The 16,471-nt window shown below is 25.6% G+C and carries 14 protein-coding genes; 6 read left to right on the plus strand and 8 right to left on the minus strand.

From position 1 onward, the window contains the following. Positions 1-424: 424 nt before the first annotated feature. On the minus strand, positions 425-1,171 hold the full coding sequence (gpmA, locus tag F811_RS0102455) for a 2,3-diphosphoglycerate-dependent phosphoglycerate mutase (protein WP_020003703.1): 747 nt from the start codon (positions 1,169-1,171) through the stop codon (positions 425-427). Positions 1,172-1,303: 132 nt separating this feature from the next. On the opposite strand from gpmA, the gene F811_RS15955 reads away from it, so the two are divergent. Together F811_RS15955 and F811_RS16930 are read left to right on the plus strand one after the other, a co-directional pair. Next, positions 1,304-2,671 carry a DUF6348 family protein gene (locus tag F811_RS15955; RefSeq protein WP_245555822.1) on the plus strand — a complete coding sequence of 456 codons (1,368 nt, stop codon included), beginning with the start codon at positions 1,304-1,306 and terminating at the stop codon, positions 2,669-2,671. 52 nt (positions 2,672-2,723) lie between these two features. Further along, positions 2,724-2,867 (plus strand): hypothetical protein, encoded by a 144-nt coding sequence (locus F811_RS16930; RefSeq protein ID WP_245555823.1) that lies wholly within the window; start codon positions 2,724-2,726, stop codon positions 2,865-2,867. A gap of 470 nt (positions 2,868-3,337) precedes the next feature. Here the strand turns inward: F811_RS16930 and F811_RS0102465 are convergent, their stop codons facing one another. Continuing rightward, positions 3,338-3,790, minus strand: a complete 453-nt coding sequence (locus F811_RS0102465; protein ID WP_020003705.1) for a DIP1984 family protein — start codon at positions 3,788-3,790, stop codon at positions 3,338-3,340. A gap of 116 nt (positions 3,791-3,906) precedes the next feature. On the opposite strand from F811_RS0102465, the gene F811_RS0102470 reads away from it, so the two are divergent. Both F811_RS0102470 and F811_RS0102475 read left to right on the plus strand, forming a co-directional pair. After that, the gene (locus F811_RS0102470; RefSeq protein ID WP_020003706.1) at positions 3,907-4,347 is read left to right on the plus strand and encodes a hypothetical protein; all 441 of its coding nucleotides are present in this window, start codon (positions 3,907-3,909) and stop codon (positions 4,345-4,347) included. 94 nt (positions 4,348-4,441) lie between these two features. Continuing rightward, positions 4,442-5,266 (plus strand): hypothetical protein, encoded by an 825-nt coding sequence (locus F811_RS0102475; RefSeq protein ID WP_020003707.1) that lies wholly within the window; start codon positions 4,442-4,444, stop codon positions 5,264-5,266. Positions 5,267-5,336: 70 nt separating this feature from the next. Here the strand turns inward: F811_RS0102475 and F811_RS0102480 are convergent, their stop codons facing one another. The 6 genes from F811_RS0102480 to F811_RS0102505 all read right to left on the minus strand — a co-directional run bounded on the left by F811_RS0102480 (position 5,337) and on the right by F811_RS0102505 (position 12,584). Further along, the gene (locus F811_RS0102480; protein WP_026364321.1) at positions 5,337-5,903 is read right to left on the minus strand and encodes a DUF4234 domain-containing protein; all 567 of its coding nucleotides are present in this window, start codon (positions 5,901-5,903) and stop codon (positions 5,337-5,339) included. Positions 5,904-6,109: 206 nt separating this feature from the next. Beyond that, positions 6,110-6,940, minus strand: a complete 831-nt coding sequence (locus F811_RS0102485; RefSeq protein WP_020003709.1) for a hypothetical protein — start codon at positions 6,938-6,940, stop codon at positions 6,110-6,112. A gap of 381 nt (positions 6,941-7,321) precedes the next feature. Continuing rightward, the gene (locus tag F811_RS0102490) at positions 7,322-8,356 is read right to left on the minus strand and encodes an ankyrin repeat domain-containing protein (RefSeq protein ID WP_026364322.1); all 1,035 of its coding nucleotides are present in this window, start codon (positions 8,354-8,356) and stop codon (positions 7,322-7,324) included. A 227-nt stretch (positions 8,357-8,583) separates the two neighbouring features. Then, complete coding sequence (locus F811_RS0102495) at positions 8,584-10,614, minus strand: DUF262 domain-containing protein (RefSeq protein WP_020003711.1); 2,031 nt, start codon at positions 10,612-10,614, stop codon at positions 8,584-8,586. 73 nt (positions 10,615-10,687) lie between these two features. Beyond that, complete coding sequence (gene mnmL, locus F811_RS0102500; protein WP_020003712.1) at positions 10,688-11,632, minus strand: tRNA modification radical SAM protein MnmL/YtqA; 945 nt, start codon at positions 11,630-11,632, stop codon at positions 10,688-10,690. A gap of 271 nt (positions 11,633-11,903) precedes the next feature. Then, positions 11,904-12,584, minus strand: a complete 681-nt coding sequence (locus tag F811_RS0102505) for an ankyrin repeat domain-containing protein (protein ID WP_020003713.1) — start codon at positions 12,582-12,584, stop codon at positions 11,904-11,906. Positions 12,585-12,735: 151 nt separating this feature from the next. Here F811_RS0102505 and F811_RS0102510 point away from each other — a divergent pair, with 151 nt between their 5' ends. After that, entirely contained in the window at positions 12,736-14,292 is a 1,557-nt protein-coding gene (locus tag F811_RS0102510) for an AAA family ATPase (protein WP_020003714.1), read from the plus strand. A gap of 81 nt (positions 14,293-14,373) precedes the next feature. Beyond that, entirely contained in the window at positions 14,374-15,417 is a 1,044-nt protein-coding gene (locus tag F811_RS0102515; RefSeq protein WP_020003715.1) for a hypothetical protein, read from the plus strand. Positions 15,418-16,471: the final 1,054 nt, after the last annotated feature.

Raw genomic sequence — 16,471 nt, forward strand, 5'->3', positions numbered from 1 at the left:
AAATTATAAAATGCATCAAAAACAAAAGCCTGAGAAACTTTTGAAGCATTAAAGGAATCAATATGAAAGTGGATAGAAGTATAATACTATCTTCAAAAGAGTTGTATGCTCAGAAGAAAAATAACAGTAATTGTTCTTTAATTTTAATAAGCTCGAAATGCGGTACAAGTGTGAAAAACTATCTCTCAAATAGTTTGATTCCTGCTTGTATTTTATCTAGCAATAAAAATAAAGCCTTGTACCGCTTTCTATATATTTTTTTGATTCTAAAATTCGTTGAAATTATTATTTATTGATATAAATGTATAGAAGAATAATAGAGTCTAAAATTATACTAATTTAAATCTATTAAGCCCCCAGCAATTATTTTGCTGCTGGAGGCTTTTATAGTTATTTTTAACAAACTTTATTATGTTTGTTTATATTATTTCTTTTTACCTTGATTAGCTACTGCTTCCATAGCTTTTTTAACTGCTTCTGGGTCGCCCAAATACTGTTTGTTTACTGCTTTGAAATTATCATCAAGCTCATAAACTAGAGGCATTCCAGTAGGTATATTAAGTTCTGTAATGTCAGCATCAGAGATATTGTCTAAATATTTTACTAATGCTCTTAAGCTGTTGCCATGTGCTGCTATTATGATTTTTTTACCTGCTTTAATATCTGGAAGTATAACATTTTCCCAGAAAGGTACTACTCTTGCTACAGTATCTTTCAAACATTCTGTTAAAGGAAGTTCTTTTTCTGATAAGTTTTTATAACGCGGATCATGACCTGGATATCTTTCATCATCTTTTGTTAAAGCTGGTGGAGGAGTATCATAGCTTCTTCTCCAGATTTTTACTTGATCCTCTCCGTATTTTTCAGCTGTTTGTGATTTATTTAATCCTTGTAATGCTCCGTAATGTCTTTCATTTAACTGCCAGCATTTCTCTACAGGTATCCATAAAAGTCCCATTTCTTCTAATACTAAATTCAAAGTTTTGATAGCACGTGTTAAAGTAGAAGTATATGCTTTATCAAAAGTAAAACCTGCTTTTTTAAGTTCTACTCCGCCTGCTTTGGCTTCCTCTATACCTTTTTCAGACAAAGTAACATCTGCCCAGCCTGTAAATAAGTTTTCTTTATTCCATACACTCTCGCCATGACGTATTAAAACAACTTTTGTCATTTTTATAACTCCTTATAAATAAGATTAACTTCTATTATATATCATAATAAGAAAAAAGTTAAATAAAAAATCTATTGTTTTTATTATTATAATATATTATATTTTACTAATAATAAATAGGGATTTTTATCTATGAATAACGAAGAATTAGATTTACAATTGCAAAAATTATATGAAGATGGAAAACATAGAGAAATAATTAAATTAATACTCTCTTTACCAAAAGAACAATTAAACGATGATATTAAAGGGCTTCTTGCTGTAGCGTATAATAATACTTCAGAATTTGACTTGGCAATAGAAATATTAAATTCTCTATCTGAAGAAACTAAAAGCAGTCATACTTGGTTTTATAAAATAGCTTATGCATATTCTGGAAAATCTGATATAAGTAATGCCAATTTAAATATAGACAGAGCATTATATATATTAGAAATGAATAAAACTTCTATAACTATCGAAGAATACAGCTATTTCAGTAATTTATATAATAATTTAAAAGAATACATACAAAATGGAAGTATGCATTATGAAGCTAATTCTGTTAATATAGATGATACTGATTCTATTATAAAAGATATATCTTCTGTTTTGGCAAATGATATAGATAATGAGATAATAGAAGGAAGTATTGTTATAAAAAAATGGAATATATTTATAAATGCTTATCCAGAAACTATAACTGATAAAAGTGCTGTTATAAACTATTATATATCTAGTCCTGATTGGGACAGAAATATATTTGAATGCTGTGCAAGTGCAGGAAAAGATGCTAATACTTCTGTAGGACTTTCAAATGGGAGTTTTATATTTGGAATAATGACAGGTATAAAAGCTATGAATGAAAATAGAATACTTGATGAGGCAGAAACTGAATTTGCGGGAAAAAAACATAAATGGAAAGTTTATACAAGCAATTTAGTTAATATGGGTGCTGATAATGGAAAGCCAAAAAATGTAAATATATATTGGGATATGTTTAAAGATGATATTCTAAAAAGAATAGGAAATCAAAAAATTTGCTACATTAAAATATATGGTGCTAAGGCAGGAAATGATTATTCTATAGGTGAACTCAGAATTAATGATGTTAATATACAAGAGCTTGCCGACAAAATGAATGAATATGTTAAAACTTGGAATGAAACAGATTTTTCATCAGATAAGCAATTTTTCTTTTTAGTTCAAGATAATAAAACTTATAGTCCTTATCCTTTCAGTAATGATGAGATTTTAAAATTTATTCAGGAATATTCAAATATTGTTTTGAATACAGAAGAATCTGAAGAATCTTATGAGAAGTTGGAGGAATTATCTACACAGCTTACAAAAGATTATTCGCTTTCAACAGATTTATTTTTATTTTTACCTGAGATATGTGCTGATAATGAATTTTTTAATGAACTTCATTCTTCTGAAAAAATTAATTTTAATTTTTTCAGAAGAAAAAAACTGTTCTTTATACAAAACTCAGCTTTATACATACTATTTAATAAATAATTATTTATTTGAGCTTTTCAGAGAGAATGCTTTTAATGGTAAGGAAAATGAATTGTATGCAAAATTCATAAATATGAGTGCATTATATAATATTTATTCTCAAGTAAAAGAAGATTATCAAAAGAAAAACAAAATATTAGAGAATCTTGAAGTTAATTTATCTTTTAGTGTAAATAATAATTATGAGATTAGATAAGTTAAAAATATATTCTTAAACGCACGGTTAATCGATTCTTATAAGATGTGAAAATTCAAATTATAAATTAAGCTATATTTTAAAAATTATTTTTGCGTGCGTTTATTAAAGTCTTAAATTTAAATAATGCTTTGGGCGGGCGTACTTTTTGAAGTGAAGGCTTATAAGATTTAATCAAACTAATATAAAAAATAAAGCTTTAAAATCTAAGAGGGTGGGGATTAAATTAAAATTTTGAAATTTATTCTAACTCCCACCCTTTAAATTTAAAGGCATTATTTTATATTTTATAAATTATTTTTAATTTTTTAGTTTTAACTGTTACTCTGGGCTGCCCACCCAAGCGTTTTTTAAATTTGTGATACGCTTCAACGCACGATTAACTTTATTATTTTATATAATAATAATTATGATTATCAATTAAGCTATATTATAAAAATCTGTTCTGCGTGCGTATATAAAATTTCAAATCATAAATCCGTGTTCCAGTTAGCTGACTGTATAATAACATCTATATCGCCGTATGCCTTTGAAAGTTTATCAGCTTCTGCCTGAACCTCTTTTACATTAACCAAAACTTTCATCTTTATTTCATTTTTAGCATTTCTATAATCCTTGCTGTTAAGCTCTTTTAAAACAGTTTTATAAATATCTAATTCTCTTTCTAATTTATCTCTGATATTTATGGCATCGGCAATAGATATTCCTATTTCAAGTTTTGTTTCATGTTCCTTATTAGTTATTTTTACAATTAAATCTGAAAGCTCATTATTTATATCAATATATTCTTTTATTAAATCATTAGGGTTTTCATTGTTTTCATTATCATCTCTAAGTACAACATTGCTTTTTATTCTTTTTTTGATGTTTTCCTGTCTTTTAATATATTCATCTTTTTTTAATAAAGCCTCTCCTAATTTCATAATATCTCCTATTTTTTTTATTTTTAATTGTTATAATTATGTATATAATAAATTCTATAAATAAAGTATAATAGAAAAGTTATTCTAGTCAATAATAATTTTTAAGGTGATTTATTATGAAAAAGATTTTTTATTTGAGTTTATTTTTTATTATTATTTTAATAAGCTGCAATATATACGTAAATGATAATATAGGCATTTTAATATTTGATGAAGATACTAAAGGAAACAGATTAACAAATGAAACATTAACTTTTATATTGCTTAAAAGAGAAGATAAAAACTCATTTAATAATATAACATATATATCAGGAGAAATATATAATAAAAACGGCAGTCAAAATATAAAATACATAGAAGAAGCTAAATATATAAAAGACATCAAAGATACAAACAGTTTTCAGTATTTAAATATTGATAATAATAAAATGATGATTGATTACAATAAAAAAAGAATAATATTCATAGATTATGACGGAAATAAATATACTCTGCCTTTAAATAATTCTGAGGATACTTGGGTTTACAAACTTCTTTCTGACAGTACCAATTTATAATTTTTTAATATGTGAGATGATATTATTTTATTAGTTTGCATTCTTTTATAAAGGAATGTATATTTATAATCATATAATTATAGAAGAGAAGTAAATGAAATATAAATTGATAATAATATTATTACTTGTAATACTTTCATGCAGAAATAATAGAGAAAATAATATAATCTCTGTTAATAGAAATGAAATAGAGCCTAATGATAGTTTAGAATATTCGCAGTTTATAGACACAAGTACTTCTATAAATGCTGGTTTTCAAAGTGATGAAGATATTGACTATTATCAGATAAAGCCCACCAATGCATCGGTTATGAATTTAACAGTTTATGCAAATAAATTGGATATAAATCTTACTTTAATGTCATCTTCAAACAGCAATGTCATTAATATTAATACAAAAGATATTGAAAATTACAGAGGCTTTATTGAGTTAAAAGATTTTATGTTTTATGATGACACTTATTTTCTTAAATTAAGTTCTGATAAAGAGGGTAAGTATGACTTGAGATTTGAGTTTAAAAACAATTATTTCCCTTCTAATGAAATAGAGCCTAATAATAATATTAATGCGGCAAATACAATTAATTATCCCAATGAATTAGTTTACGGATATTTTTTGTATAATGATTTTAATATAGATGAAAATATAAAACCTTATATAAAAAACTCTGATATAACAGATATAGATTTTTATGAAATAAGAAATGATACAGATATAAATACTTCTATTACTGTAATACTTGAATATTCAAAGGATATAGATATGCTTTTATTCGATGAAAATTATAATTATATAAAGAGGGGTATCAGCAGATTAAGCACAAGTTTTGAATCTGGAAGTAAGTATTATATAGCATTAGTGTGCTTTGGAAGCAAATCAATGATGGAAAGATATACACTTCATTATGAGTTCAATTAATTGAAATATATGTGTTTAATTTTTAAGTTTATTCCATTTTAGTTTATTTACTCTTAATCATAATGATACATTATAATAAATTATTTTTACTTCTAATTTTTTCCCATATAGAGTTTAATTTTTTCTGCATAATTATATCTGGAATGATCAAAGAGGAAATAATCACAAAAAGAATAATAAAACCAGCCAATATAGTACCCAAAAATATTAATAATGTTTCGGGTTTATCAATTAAATCAATAAAGTTGAAATCACTATAAGCTAAAGCCATACCGCTTACTAATGCCCCCATAACAAAAGCAAATATTAAAGCTCCTATAATAGGAACTACTACTAATAATACAATAATACTTGCAGTCATAACTATTTGAGTTTTATTGTCTTTATCATTTTCATCTATTTTTAACGCTATTTCTTTATGAATAATATTTCCGTATTTATTATACCAATATATTGTATAGAGATTACAAGTCATAACAGAAAGTAAAAGCTCCAAAGCAGGGGATATATCTTTTCTTTTTGTAAACTTCTCTACTTCTAAAGTAATATAATAAACCCAATAGTAATGATATATTCCTAAAGTAATAAAGTTTAGAACAAACATTGTTGGGATAGATCTTATAGCCCCTATATTCATATTGTTTTCCATTATTGTTATGTTCGCCTTCGCTAATATAAGCCAGCAACTAAAGTTACTGGCTGCTTCGGCTCACTTAGTTGTTGTTATGTTCGCCTTTGCTAATATAAGCCAGCAACTAAAGTTACTAGCTGTTTACCAAAAGTGCCTTGCCTACGGCACACAGAGTGTTGGTCGGCTCACTTTTTTATTATTGCTATGCTCTTTTAATAGCCTACATTTCCAATTTTTATCTGTGAATTATGCACAAAGCCATGAATTGCATCTTTTCCATCTTTAGCATTTGGAGGCATATAATATACTTCACACCAATCTTTCTCTTCACTTCCATAATAATCATCAATAGCTAATAAAAGCCCTCCATTATTAATCATATCGTTTTTCAAAATTTTACCTATTATTTTTCCATTTGCTTTATCTCTTATATTCACATAATCATCTTTAGAATTATATTCAAGTTTAATATAATAAGAATTTCCAGCATGATAATAAACGTCTGCAGAATTATCTTTAGAAAAATATTCTATTTGTACATCATCAAGTAATTTAATATTTACAAGATCGCCATAAGCCTCTTTTCCTGCTTCACCTTCACAAAAAATAGAATAGTTTCTTATTGTTACCTCCGCCCTTACAGCAGCAGCACCTAAAAATCTTTTATTTAAAGGTTCTGGTAATTTTACTTTAATATTTTCTAATAAAACACCGAAGTCTAATCTTTCAAATTCTTTATAATCCTCCATATTATCTGAATATATACTAAATAAAAAAGGCAAATCAATATTATTATCAGGATAAAATCTTAAAGCACTATAAATAATATCAACATCAGAATTATCAGTTCTTTCCAACACTCCTGTTAATGTAATTTCACCATCAAAATAAGCAGAATAATTGCCGCCGTCAATTTTTTTTACTTTAAGTGTATTTTTTATTACTTTACCATTATCGCTTAAAAGTTCAGAAAAATATGCTTCACTAGGCGGAAATGCCCATAATAAATTAATGCTTAAAAGAAATAAAATAATTTTTTTCATTGAATACTCCCATTATTGTTATGTTCGCCTACGCTAATATAAGCCAGCAACTAAAGTTACTGGCTGCTTCGGCTCACTTTTTTATTTAGTTTATATAGTCTTCAAAGGCTCGTAATTTTTTATTCTGTTGCTATGCTCGCGACGAAGTCCACATTGCAAAGCAATGTGCAACCGCCTTAAATAAGCTAGTGAGTAAACTCACTAGCTGGCTTACCAAAGGTACCTACTCGGTCGCACACCGAATGTGCCTTGCCTACGCTTTTTTATTATATATAAAAAACTTATTTTTTACTACACTCACAATTTTTTTATTAGTTCTATATAATTTTTTCTCTTATATTTAAATAAAAACATAAATATTACAAATTTATAAAATACTTACTATTTTACTATTTTATAACCGTACATACTCGCTATATCATTAGCTGTTTTACCTTCTTTATTTTTTATATTCACATCAGGATTTAATTTTAATATCTCATCTACAAGAGGTTTATATTTAAAGGTTATAGCATACATTAATAAAGTGTTTCCTTTGTTATCCTGTGAATTGATATCTGCCCCATTATCTATTAATAGCTTTACAAATTTAATAACGTTTTTAGTTGCTTCTTCTTGTTCTTTTTTTCTATTTCCTGTTATCAATTCAGTTATCTCAGTGTTAATTTTTCCAAACATATTATATGTCATATTTTTACCATAATCTATTGCATAAAAATATAATAATGTATAGAATAAAGCAGTTTTTCCTTCTTTGTCTTTTATATGAAGATTGGCATTTGCTGATAAACACATATTTACTATTTCAATATTATAATCCTTAACAGCAAACATTAATGTTGTTATTCCTTCATTATCCTGAGCATTAACATCTGCTCCGTTTTCAATTAAAAACTTTACAAGATCTTGAGCTTCATAAGCTAATGAATGCTGTATTAAAGGAGTTCTTCCAGATTTATTTTTTTTATTTATATCTGTACCATTTTTAAGTAGATAATCAATAGTTTCATGTTCTCCAGTATAGAATAAAACAGTAGAACCTGCATTATCTACAGTATTAAAATCAGGATTATATTTTTCAAATAGTTTTAGCATTTCAAGTTCATCTAAAGCAGCCGCCCAGAAAAATGCATTTCTTCCGCTATTATCTTTTATTTTAGTAACATCAGCATTATGCTCTAATAAAATTTTAACAGCCTCTATTTTTCTTCCTCTTATAGCATTCATTAAAGGAGTATATCCTTCTTCTTCATCTTGAACATTGATATTAACTTTATCAATTAATTCTTTAATTCTATAAACTTGACCATAACGGCATGCATTCAGAAAAATGTTTTCATCTTGAGATATACCATAAGAATTATTCCCCATAAAAATTACTCCAATAATAATTAACACAATATATTTTTTTAACATTTTCGTTTACTCGCTTATTATTACTGATAAAAATTGTTATTAGCTAAATGATAAATTAATTTTAAGATTTAAATTATTTTATATTGATAATATTTTCAGAATTTGTTATTAAAAAAATAATACAATTTTTTAAAAATAATATAAACCTCTTTTATAAGATAAACTATTAAAACAAAAAAGTCAATATAGGTATATATGGTATAAGAATTTATTATAATTTCATTATGTTATTTATTATTTTTTATATATAAAGTAATCTCATCTGTACTTATATTCAATTTATCTAAAACACTTATAAGTAATTTTATTTTTGTATTTGTATCACTGTCAGTATTTACAAAGAAATTTAATTCAGTTTTAGATGCTTTTCCATAATTATAAAAAAACTCTTCATCACTTATTTTATTTTTAAAAAACTCATCTCTAAATATAAGCTGACTAAATTTAACAGAATCATCTTCATATATTAAATTCAAAGTTTTAATAAGAAATCCAGACCATTTTGAAACATTGTACTTGTTATTTTTATACTCAAAAGCATATATATTCATTCCAGAAAAATCTATACTATCATCTAAAGAATACTCTTCTATTTCATCGTTAATATGATTTACAATTTTAGGATATTTATAATATTCTAATAATCTTTTTATTAATCTTCTGCTTCTTTCAATTATAACATTCTCATTCCAATTTTTTAATTCTAATATATCTTTATTTAAAAATAAGAATTTACTATCTTTATACATAGCCTGCTTTTCTTCTAAAGATTTATTTGAAAGCTCTGAATTATATCCTGTAAGAGTTAGATTTCCTATTGTATTGACATATTTATCATGTATTTCTTTATAATTATCACCTATTAATTTTTTCCAGCTATCAGTTAAAGTTCTAGGCATAATATGTTCTATAGTTATATTATCAATATCTATTTTTTCTTTACTATCTAATAATTCTAATTTAGTTAAAATAAACTTAGCTAAAATATTTTTATATACATCTTTTTCAATAATTGAATTTTCAACATTCATATCATCAGGAAATTCCCCATTACCTTTTAAATCAATTAAAATATTTGAAATATAATCTACAATATTATTTATATCTTTTTTATTATCAAAAAACAAATATAATTTTTTTATTATAGATATACAAATTTTATTTAAGTCATTACTTTTTCTTGAACATATAAGTCTTCTCAATATATAGTTCTCCAATAAATGTAAAAAATTAAATAATGCATCTTCTGATATTAATTTTTCATTTCTATATTTAAAAAACATCATTATAAGCGGATTTAAAACATTAGCTTTTAATTCTTTTATATTATCTAATTTTATTCTTATATTTTTATTTTCTTCTTTTGAAGTATCTAAAATAATATTATACAGTTTAGAATATTCAAGTAATTTTTTTAATACTTCCTCATTATCTTTATCTTCCAAGTATTTTTTAAAATCATTATAAACTTCAGACTCTTTTGAAAACTCCTTATTTTCTATTGCTAAAAAGAACCGTATAAAAGTTGATACACTTTCATCATCTAAACTCTGGAGACAATTTTCTTCTATCTTTATCCAATACTCCTTATAAAGTCTATCCTGATTTTTATACATCAAAACATAATTTCTAATTTTATCTCCTTCTTTAAGTGATAAACCTGTAGCATTTAAAGTTTCAAAAATAATTTGAGGTTCATCTTCCTGTTCTAAAGTTATTCTAATACCTTTTAATAAATCTAATCCTTTCCATAACTTTGAAATATATTTTTCATCATTATTTAATTTTTCTTTAAAAAACAAATAATTGTTAATTATATTAGAAGTCCCTTCTTTTATCTCTTCGCCATTTAATATTTTATTTAAATGCTCATCATCTTTTTGTATTTGCTTTAAAAATAATCTTCCGCTATGCTCTTTTACATCAGAGAATATCAATTTTTCTATAGATGTTTTTAGAGTATCATTATAATTTTTGGCATAATCTAAAATAGCTAAAAGTAAAAGTACTATTGTTGTTATTCTTTGCTGTCCGTCTATAATATAAAAACTCTTCTTATCATCTTCCCTTCTAACTAATACAAAAGAACCTATAAAATATTCTTTAGCATCTCTATCAACTGCTTTTTCTATATCATGAATTAATTTACTGCACTGCTCTTTTTTCCAATCATAATTTCTTTGATAAACTGGAATATAAAATGTTTTTCTTGAATCAAACATTTCATCTAATACTTGTATATCTTCCCCTCTTATCATAACTTACTCCTAAACTTCATCTATACATTATACTATATTTATATAAAAATTAAACCAAATATAATTCTAATAATTACAAAATAAAATTGCTGCCCTGATAAAGATTTTTTAGCTTCATATTCTTAACTATAAGATTTATTATCTCCCCTTTGGATTTTTTCCATTTAGGTGCTATTAATGTGTCGCCTAAACTGTCGCCCATTAATCTAGCTATTATAATATTTTCTCTAGTTAAAGAAATAGCTTCGCACATCAAATCTATATAAAAATCTTCATCTAAAACTGGAAAATTATATTCTTTATACATATTCTCAAAATAAGAGCCTTTTACTATATCAAGCTGATGAAACTTTACCGCGTCTATTTCAAGAGAAGAAATATCTTTTACAGTTTGAAGCATATCCTCTCTGCTTTCAAGCTCTATATTTTTTTTATCTATAAACTTTTTAGGAAGACCGAATATTACATGCGTACATATTATAAGATTAGGATAATTTTTCTTTATATATTTTACAGTATCTGCAAATGATTTATAATTATGACCTCTATTTATAAAAAGAGAAGTTTCATCATTGGAAGACTGAAGCCCCATCTCAAGCCAAATCTCTTTATTAAAATAAGACGATAAATCATTAAGCTCTTTTAAAACATTATCTTCAAGCATATCGCTCCTTGCCCCAAACATAAGCCCCACGCAGTCATCAAAATGTATTAACTTGTTAGCATAAAGTAAAGACTCTTTTGAGGCAAGCGGAGATAATGGAGTACCTAGCTGAAAATAAGCGTAAAATTTTTGGTATCTTCTTTTATAATTTTCTACACCGTTTATCCATTGCTTATTGATATTTTCTTCTATTATTATATAAGGCGGTTTATAGCTATTTAAATTACAGAATCTGCATCCTCCGTCATTAGCTTTATGAGCACAGCCGAAATCTGTATCTATAGAAATCTTACCTACCTTAACTCCAAATTTATTTTTCACATAGTCTGAAAATGAATAGTATGTTTTTTGCATATATATATATTTCTTTATAAATATTTTTTATTAATATATACTAAAAATTTTTAAGTTTGTCAACAGCGAGCTTTATACTCGTATTTTTATTTTAAAACTATTTTCATTCCCACCCTTTAAATTTTTTTAATACTATCTGTTATTTCTGTATGATTTTTATTTTTTAACTTTTACTGTTATTTTTGGCACCCCCCAAGTGCGGTTTAAATTTGTAATGCTATTAACACACGTTTAATTTATTCTTATATATGGTAAAATTTATATTTATTTTTCAATTATTAAATGACATAATCATTTTATATATTCTCTCTGTCTCTTCACTTTTTCCATTGCTATTTAAATAATCAAAAGCATTATCTCCATTATTATCTTTTTTATTAATATCAGCATTATGTTTTAGAAGCTCTGTTATAATATCTCCTTTAAGCATTAGGCATGCATACATTAATGCTGTGGTGCCATTATTATTGCAGGAGTTTACATCTGCATTGTTATTTATAAGTATTTTTGCCATTTCAGAATTATTATAATTGCATGAATAAATTAATGGAGTATAGCCTTCATTGTTTTTTGTGTTTACATCAGCTCCATAGTTTATTAAAAGTTTTGTAATATCATCTCTTTTATAGAATAATGATATAAGCAAAGCATCAAATCCTTGTCTATTTTTAATATTAAAACAAGCATTATTTTTTAATAGAAGTTCTGCTATTTCGTAATTACCATAAAATGAAGCAAACATTAAAGCCGTCCAATTCTCTGAAGTTTTTAAATTAATATCTGCATTGTTTTTTATTAGTATATCTGCTGAATCATATTTATTGAAAATACTAGCAAGCATTAATGCACTAAAACCTTCATCATCAAATTTATTTATATCAATATTTTGTTTAATGCTTTCTTTAAGTTTATTAATATCTCCGTTTTTACTTGCTTCAAAAAAATCTTTCATAAATATTTTAATCTGTTTTTAATTATTTGTATGCTAAAAAGATATAACAATAACTCAAATAAACTGTAAAAAACATTATAAATAATAATTCTATTTACATAAATATGACCATATAGTATAATAAAAGCTATTATATAAATTAGGAGTTTTTATGTTTAATTTAGGCATTTTAATACGTTCATCTATAAATATAGTTCAAGTTATAAGCTATGAAACTATGAGAATAGAAGGTCAAATTTCACAGACAGCTACAGAATTAAAAAGAGATTGGTATAAATGGAATATAGATGCGGGTCTTAAAAAGATGTATAATAATGGTACAAAGTCAGAAAAAATAGATAATATGGAAGACGCTTTATTTGTTTTGGATTGGTATCAAAGCGATGAGGCTAAAGACTCTATATTAATGCTTCAGGAATACGATTTATTTTTAAGAGATAATCCAAGATTAATAAGTAAAATAAGAGATATAGCGTACAATGATTATAAAGACAGAAGTTTAGTACTGCTTCAGACAAAAAGAAGTCTTCCTTTAGAACTTGAAAAAGATGTATACATAGTAGAAGAAGATTTACCAGAAAGAAGTGATTTGAAAGTAATGCTTAAAGCAACATGCAGACAGTATAATATTCCAATTAATGAAAATATAGAAAAGCTAGTTGAATCGGCATTAGGTCTTACAGTAATGGAAGCTAAAAGGGCATTTTCTAAAGCAATAGTTCAAACTGGACAATTAACAGAAAAAGAAATACCAATAATTATATCAGAGAAAGAAGCAATAATTAAAAACAGCGGACATTTAGAGTATTATCATCATAATGAAACTTTAGACGATATAGGCGGACTTGATGTATTAAAGAATTGGTTAAGAAGAAGAGGCAGAGCATTTGAGCAGGGTGCTAAAGATTATGGGCTTGAAACTCCTAGAGGAATATTACTTTTAGGAATACCGGGAACAGGAAAGAGTTTATGTGCAAAGGCAGTAGGTGCTGCTTGGCAATTTCCTATTATTAAATTAGATATGGGTAAAGTATTTGCTGGAATAGTAGGAGAATCTGAAAGCAATATAAGAAAGGCTTTAAAAATAGCTGAAGCAGTATCTCCTTCTGTACTTTGGATAGATGAGATTGAAAAAGGACTTTCTGGTATGCAGTCATCAGGTTCTACTGACGGAGGCACTACTTCAAGAGTACTAGGAACTTTTTTAACTTGGATGCAGGAGAAGAAAAAACCAGTATTTGTTGTTGCAACTGCAAATGATATATCAGGGCTTCCTCCAGAACTTTTAAGAAAGGGACGTGTTGATGAAATATTTTTTGTAGACTTGCCTTTAAAGCCAGACAGAGAAGAGATAATAAAAATACATTTAGGAAAATATAAAAGAAACCCTGATAATTTTGATATTTCAAAAATAGCTGATAGCTGTGAATTTTTCTCAGGTGCTGAAATAGAAGAGGCTATCAAAGAGGCATTATTCAAAGCATTTGATGAAGATAAGGAAGTAACAACAGAACATATAATAGAAGCTATGAAAAAAACTTATCCTATATCAACAACAATGAAAGAGAATATTAATAATATGAGAATATGGTCAAAAGCAAGGGCAGTACTAGCATCCTCTAATACTTGGGAAGAAGATGAAGCTTCAAAAGGTAAACCTATCCCTAAATTAAAACAGGAACAATATAACCCTTTTGCTGAACAGTAAAAATATTATAAATTATTGTATTAATGAATAGTTTTTATTTTATACTTTTTTATTAATACAATTTTATTAAAGGATTACATGATGGCATATTATAACTATAATAACTATTATAACAATGAGAATGATGATAGATACTATCAGGAAATTTTTAATATTAGAAATAATAATCAATTAGAAGATAAAGTATATGAAATATTAAATGATGAAAATAAAATTAGAATGCTGGCAGAAAGAATAAACAATCTGGAAAATGATAAAAAAGAAATATTTAAAAAAAATTTTAATGATTTTATTATAAAAAAGAAGAAATTACCTTTTACATATAGAAGAAAAATACATACTGTTGACAACAATGTTCCTACAATGTATATGGCTTCTTATTATAGAATTGTACAAATTATGAATGATAAGAATACATTAGAAGACAGAATAAATTATATGCTTAGAGATGGAAATGATCTTGGAGATAAATATACCAAAGAAGATTATTATGGTGACAACCATAGCAGCCTAAATCTGCGTGATGGTATATGTAAATTTACTTATGAAGAGAAAATACAATTTTTCCTATCAAAATTGAATGAAATGCCTGATTCAAAAAAAGAAGCCGTATTAAAAATTTTCTATGATGTATTAGATGATAATATTCTTAAAAAGAAAGATAAAAAGAACGATCAAAAAGCGATGCTTAATGATTTAATCAACAATCCTTTGGCTAATACAGTTATGAAAGGGTTATTAACTAAATTTACTAATCTATCTGAAAATGATATAAATAATTTTGTTGATAAAGCTAAATCATATTATTATGAGAATGTAAAAAAAGATGATCCTAATTCAAAAATATTTTTTCATGTAAAAAAATGCCGTGATAAATTAAAAGAAATAAAAGAACTCTCTAAAGACTTTGAATATGCTGTGAAGATGGATTATTATAAAGACTGCGATAATATTGAATACAGATTAAATAACTGTAATGATAATAACATAGAAGAACTTAATAAAATTGCTGATGAAATTAACACTTTATATAGAAATGCATATAACAAAAAAAATAATAAATCTTCTCTTTACTATGTAATGGACATTGAAGATGAAGATATAGATTTGATTGATCATATTTAGAATTTTACTATACGCACGCATAGCGGATTTTTAAATATTGATTAATTTATAATTCTAATTTTCATTACTTATGATGATTAAGCCAAACGTGCGTTGAAGAGTATTATAAAATTTACAACGCACTTGGGTGGGCAGCTAGAATAACAGTTAAAGTAAAAAAAAGAAAAAGTATTTATAAATAGCAGATAGTATTAAAAAATTTAAAGGGTGGGAATTAGAATAAATTTTAAAACTTTACTTTAATCCCCGCCCTTTTATATTTAAAAGCTTTATTTTTTTATATTAGTTTAATTAAATTTTTTAAGTATACACTTCAAAAAGTGCACCCGCCCAAAGCATTATTTAAATTTGCACTTTCCTAAACGCACGCATAGCGGATTTTTTTAAATATTAATTAAGTTAAAATCATGATTTATCTTATATATAAAATTTTGTTCTACGTGCGTTAAATAATATTTTAAATTTAAAAACCGCTTTGGTGGGCAGCCATAATAACACTAAAAGTTAAAGAATAAAAAAATCATTCATAAATAACAAATAGAATTAAAAAATTTAAGGGGCGTGAGTTAAAATGATTTTCAAAATTTTATTTTAATCCCCGCCCTTTTAGATTTTAAGGCTCTATTTTTTTTATATTAGTTTGATTAAATATTTTGAGCCTTCACTTCAAAAAATGCACCCGCCCAAAGCGTAATTTAAATTTAAGACTTGCCTAAACGCACGCAGAACGGATTTTTTAGATATTAGTTAATTTAAAATCATGATTTATCTTATATATAAAATTTTGTTCTACGTGTGTTGAATAGCATTACAAATTTAAAAAATACTTGGGTGGGCAGCTAGAGTAACAGTAAAAGCTAAAGAAGAAAAATAATTTATAAATAACATATGGCATTCAAAAATTTAAAGGGTGGGAATTAGAATAAATTTCAAAATTTTATTTTAATCCCCGCCCTTTTAGATTTTAAAGCTTTATTTTTTTATATGTTTTAATTAAATCTTTTGAGCCTTCACTTTAAAAAATGCACCCGCCCAAAGCGTTATTTAAATTTAA

The sequence above is a fragment of the Brachyspira innocens ATCC 29796 genome (assembly GCF_000384655.1).
Lineage (GTDB): Bacteria > Spirochaetota > Brachyspiria > Brachyspirales > Brachyspiraceae > Brachyspira > Brachyspira innocens.

Bases quoted from the DNA above. Each gene is read 5' to 3' on its own strand.
- gpmA (WP_020003703.1), bottom strand. From the start codon at position 1,171: ATGACAAAAGTTGTTTTAATACGTCATGGCGAGAGTGTATGGAATAAA.
- F811_RS15955 (WP_245555822.1), top strand. From the start codon at position 1,304: ATGAATAACGAAGAATTAGATTTACAATTGCAAAAATTATATGAAGAT.
- F811_RS0102465 (WP_020003705.1), bottom strand. From the start codon at position 3,790: ATGAAATTAGGAGAGGCTTTATTAAAAAAAGATGAATATATTAAAAGA.
- F811_RS0102470 (WP_020003706.1), top strand. From the start codon at position 3,907: ATGAAAAAGATTTTTTATTTGAGTTTATTTTTTATTATTATTTTAATA.
- F811_RS0102475 (WP_020003707.1), top strand. From the start codon at position 4,442: ATGAAATATAAATTGATAATAATATTATTACTTGTAATACTTTCATGC.
- F811_RS0102480 (WP_026364321.1), bottom strand. From the start codon at position 5,903: ATGAATATAGGGGCTATAAGATCTATCCCAACAATGTTTGTTCTAAAC.
- F811_RS0102485 (WP_020003709.1), bottom strand. From the start codon at position 6,940: ATGAAAAAAATTATTTTATTTCTTTTAAGCATTAATTTATTATGGGCA.
- F811_RS0102490 (WP_026364322.1), bottom strand. From the start codon at position 8,356: ATGTTAAAAAAATATATTGTGTTAATTATTATTGGAGTAATTTTTATG.
- F811_RS0102495 (WP_020003711.1), bottom strand. From the start codon at position 10,614: ATGATAAGAGGGGAAGATATACAAGTATTAGATGAAATGTTTGATTCA.
- mnmL (WP_020003712.1), bottom strand. From the start codon at position 11,632: ATGCAAAAAACATACTATTCATTTTCAGACTATGTGAAAAATAAATTT.
- F811_RS0102505 (WP_020003713.1), bottom strand. From the start codon at position 12,584: ATGAAAGATTTTTTTGAAGCAAGTAAAAACGGAGATATTAATAAACTT.
- F811_RS0102510 (WP_020003714.1), top strand. From the start codon at position 12,736: ATGTTTAATTTAGGCATTTTAATACGTTCATCTATAAATATAGTTCAA.
- F811_RS0102515 (WP_020003715.1), top strand. From the start codon at position 14,374: ATGGCATATTATAACTATAATAACTATTATAACAATGAGAATGATGAT.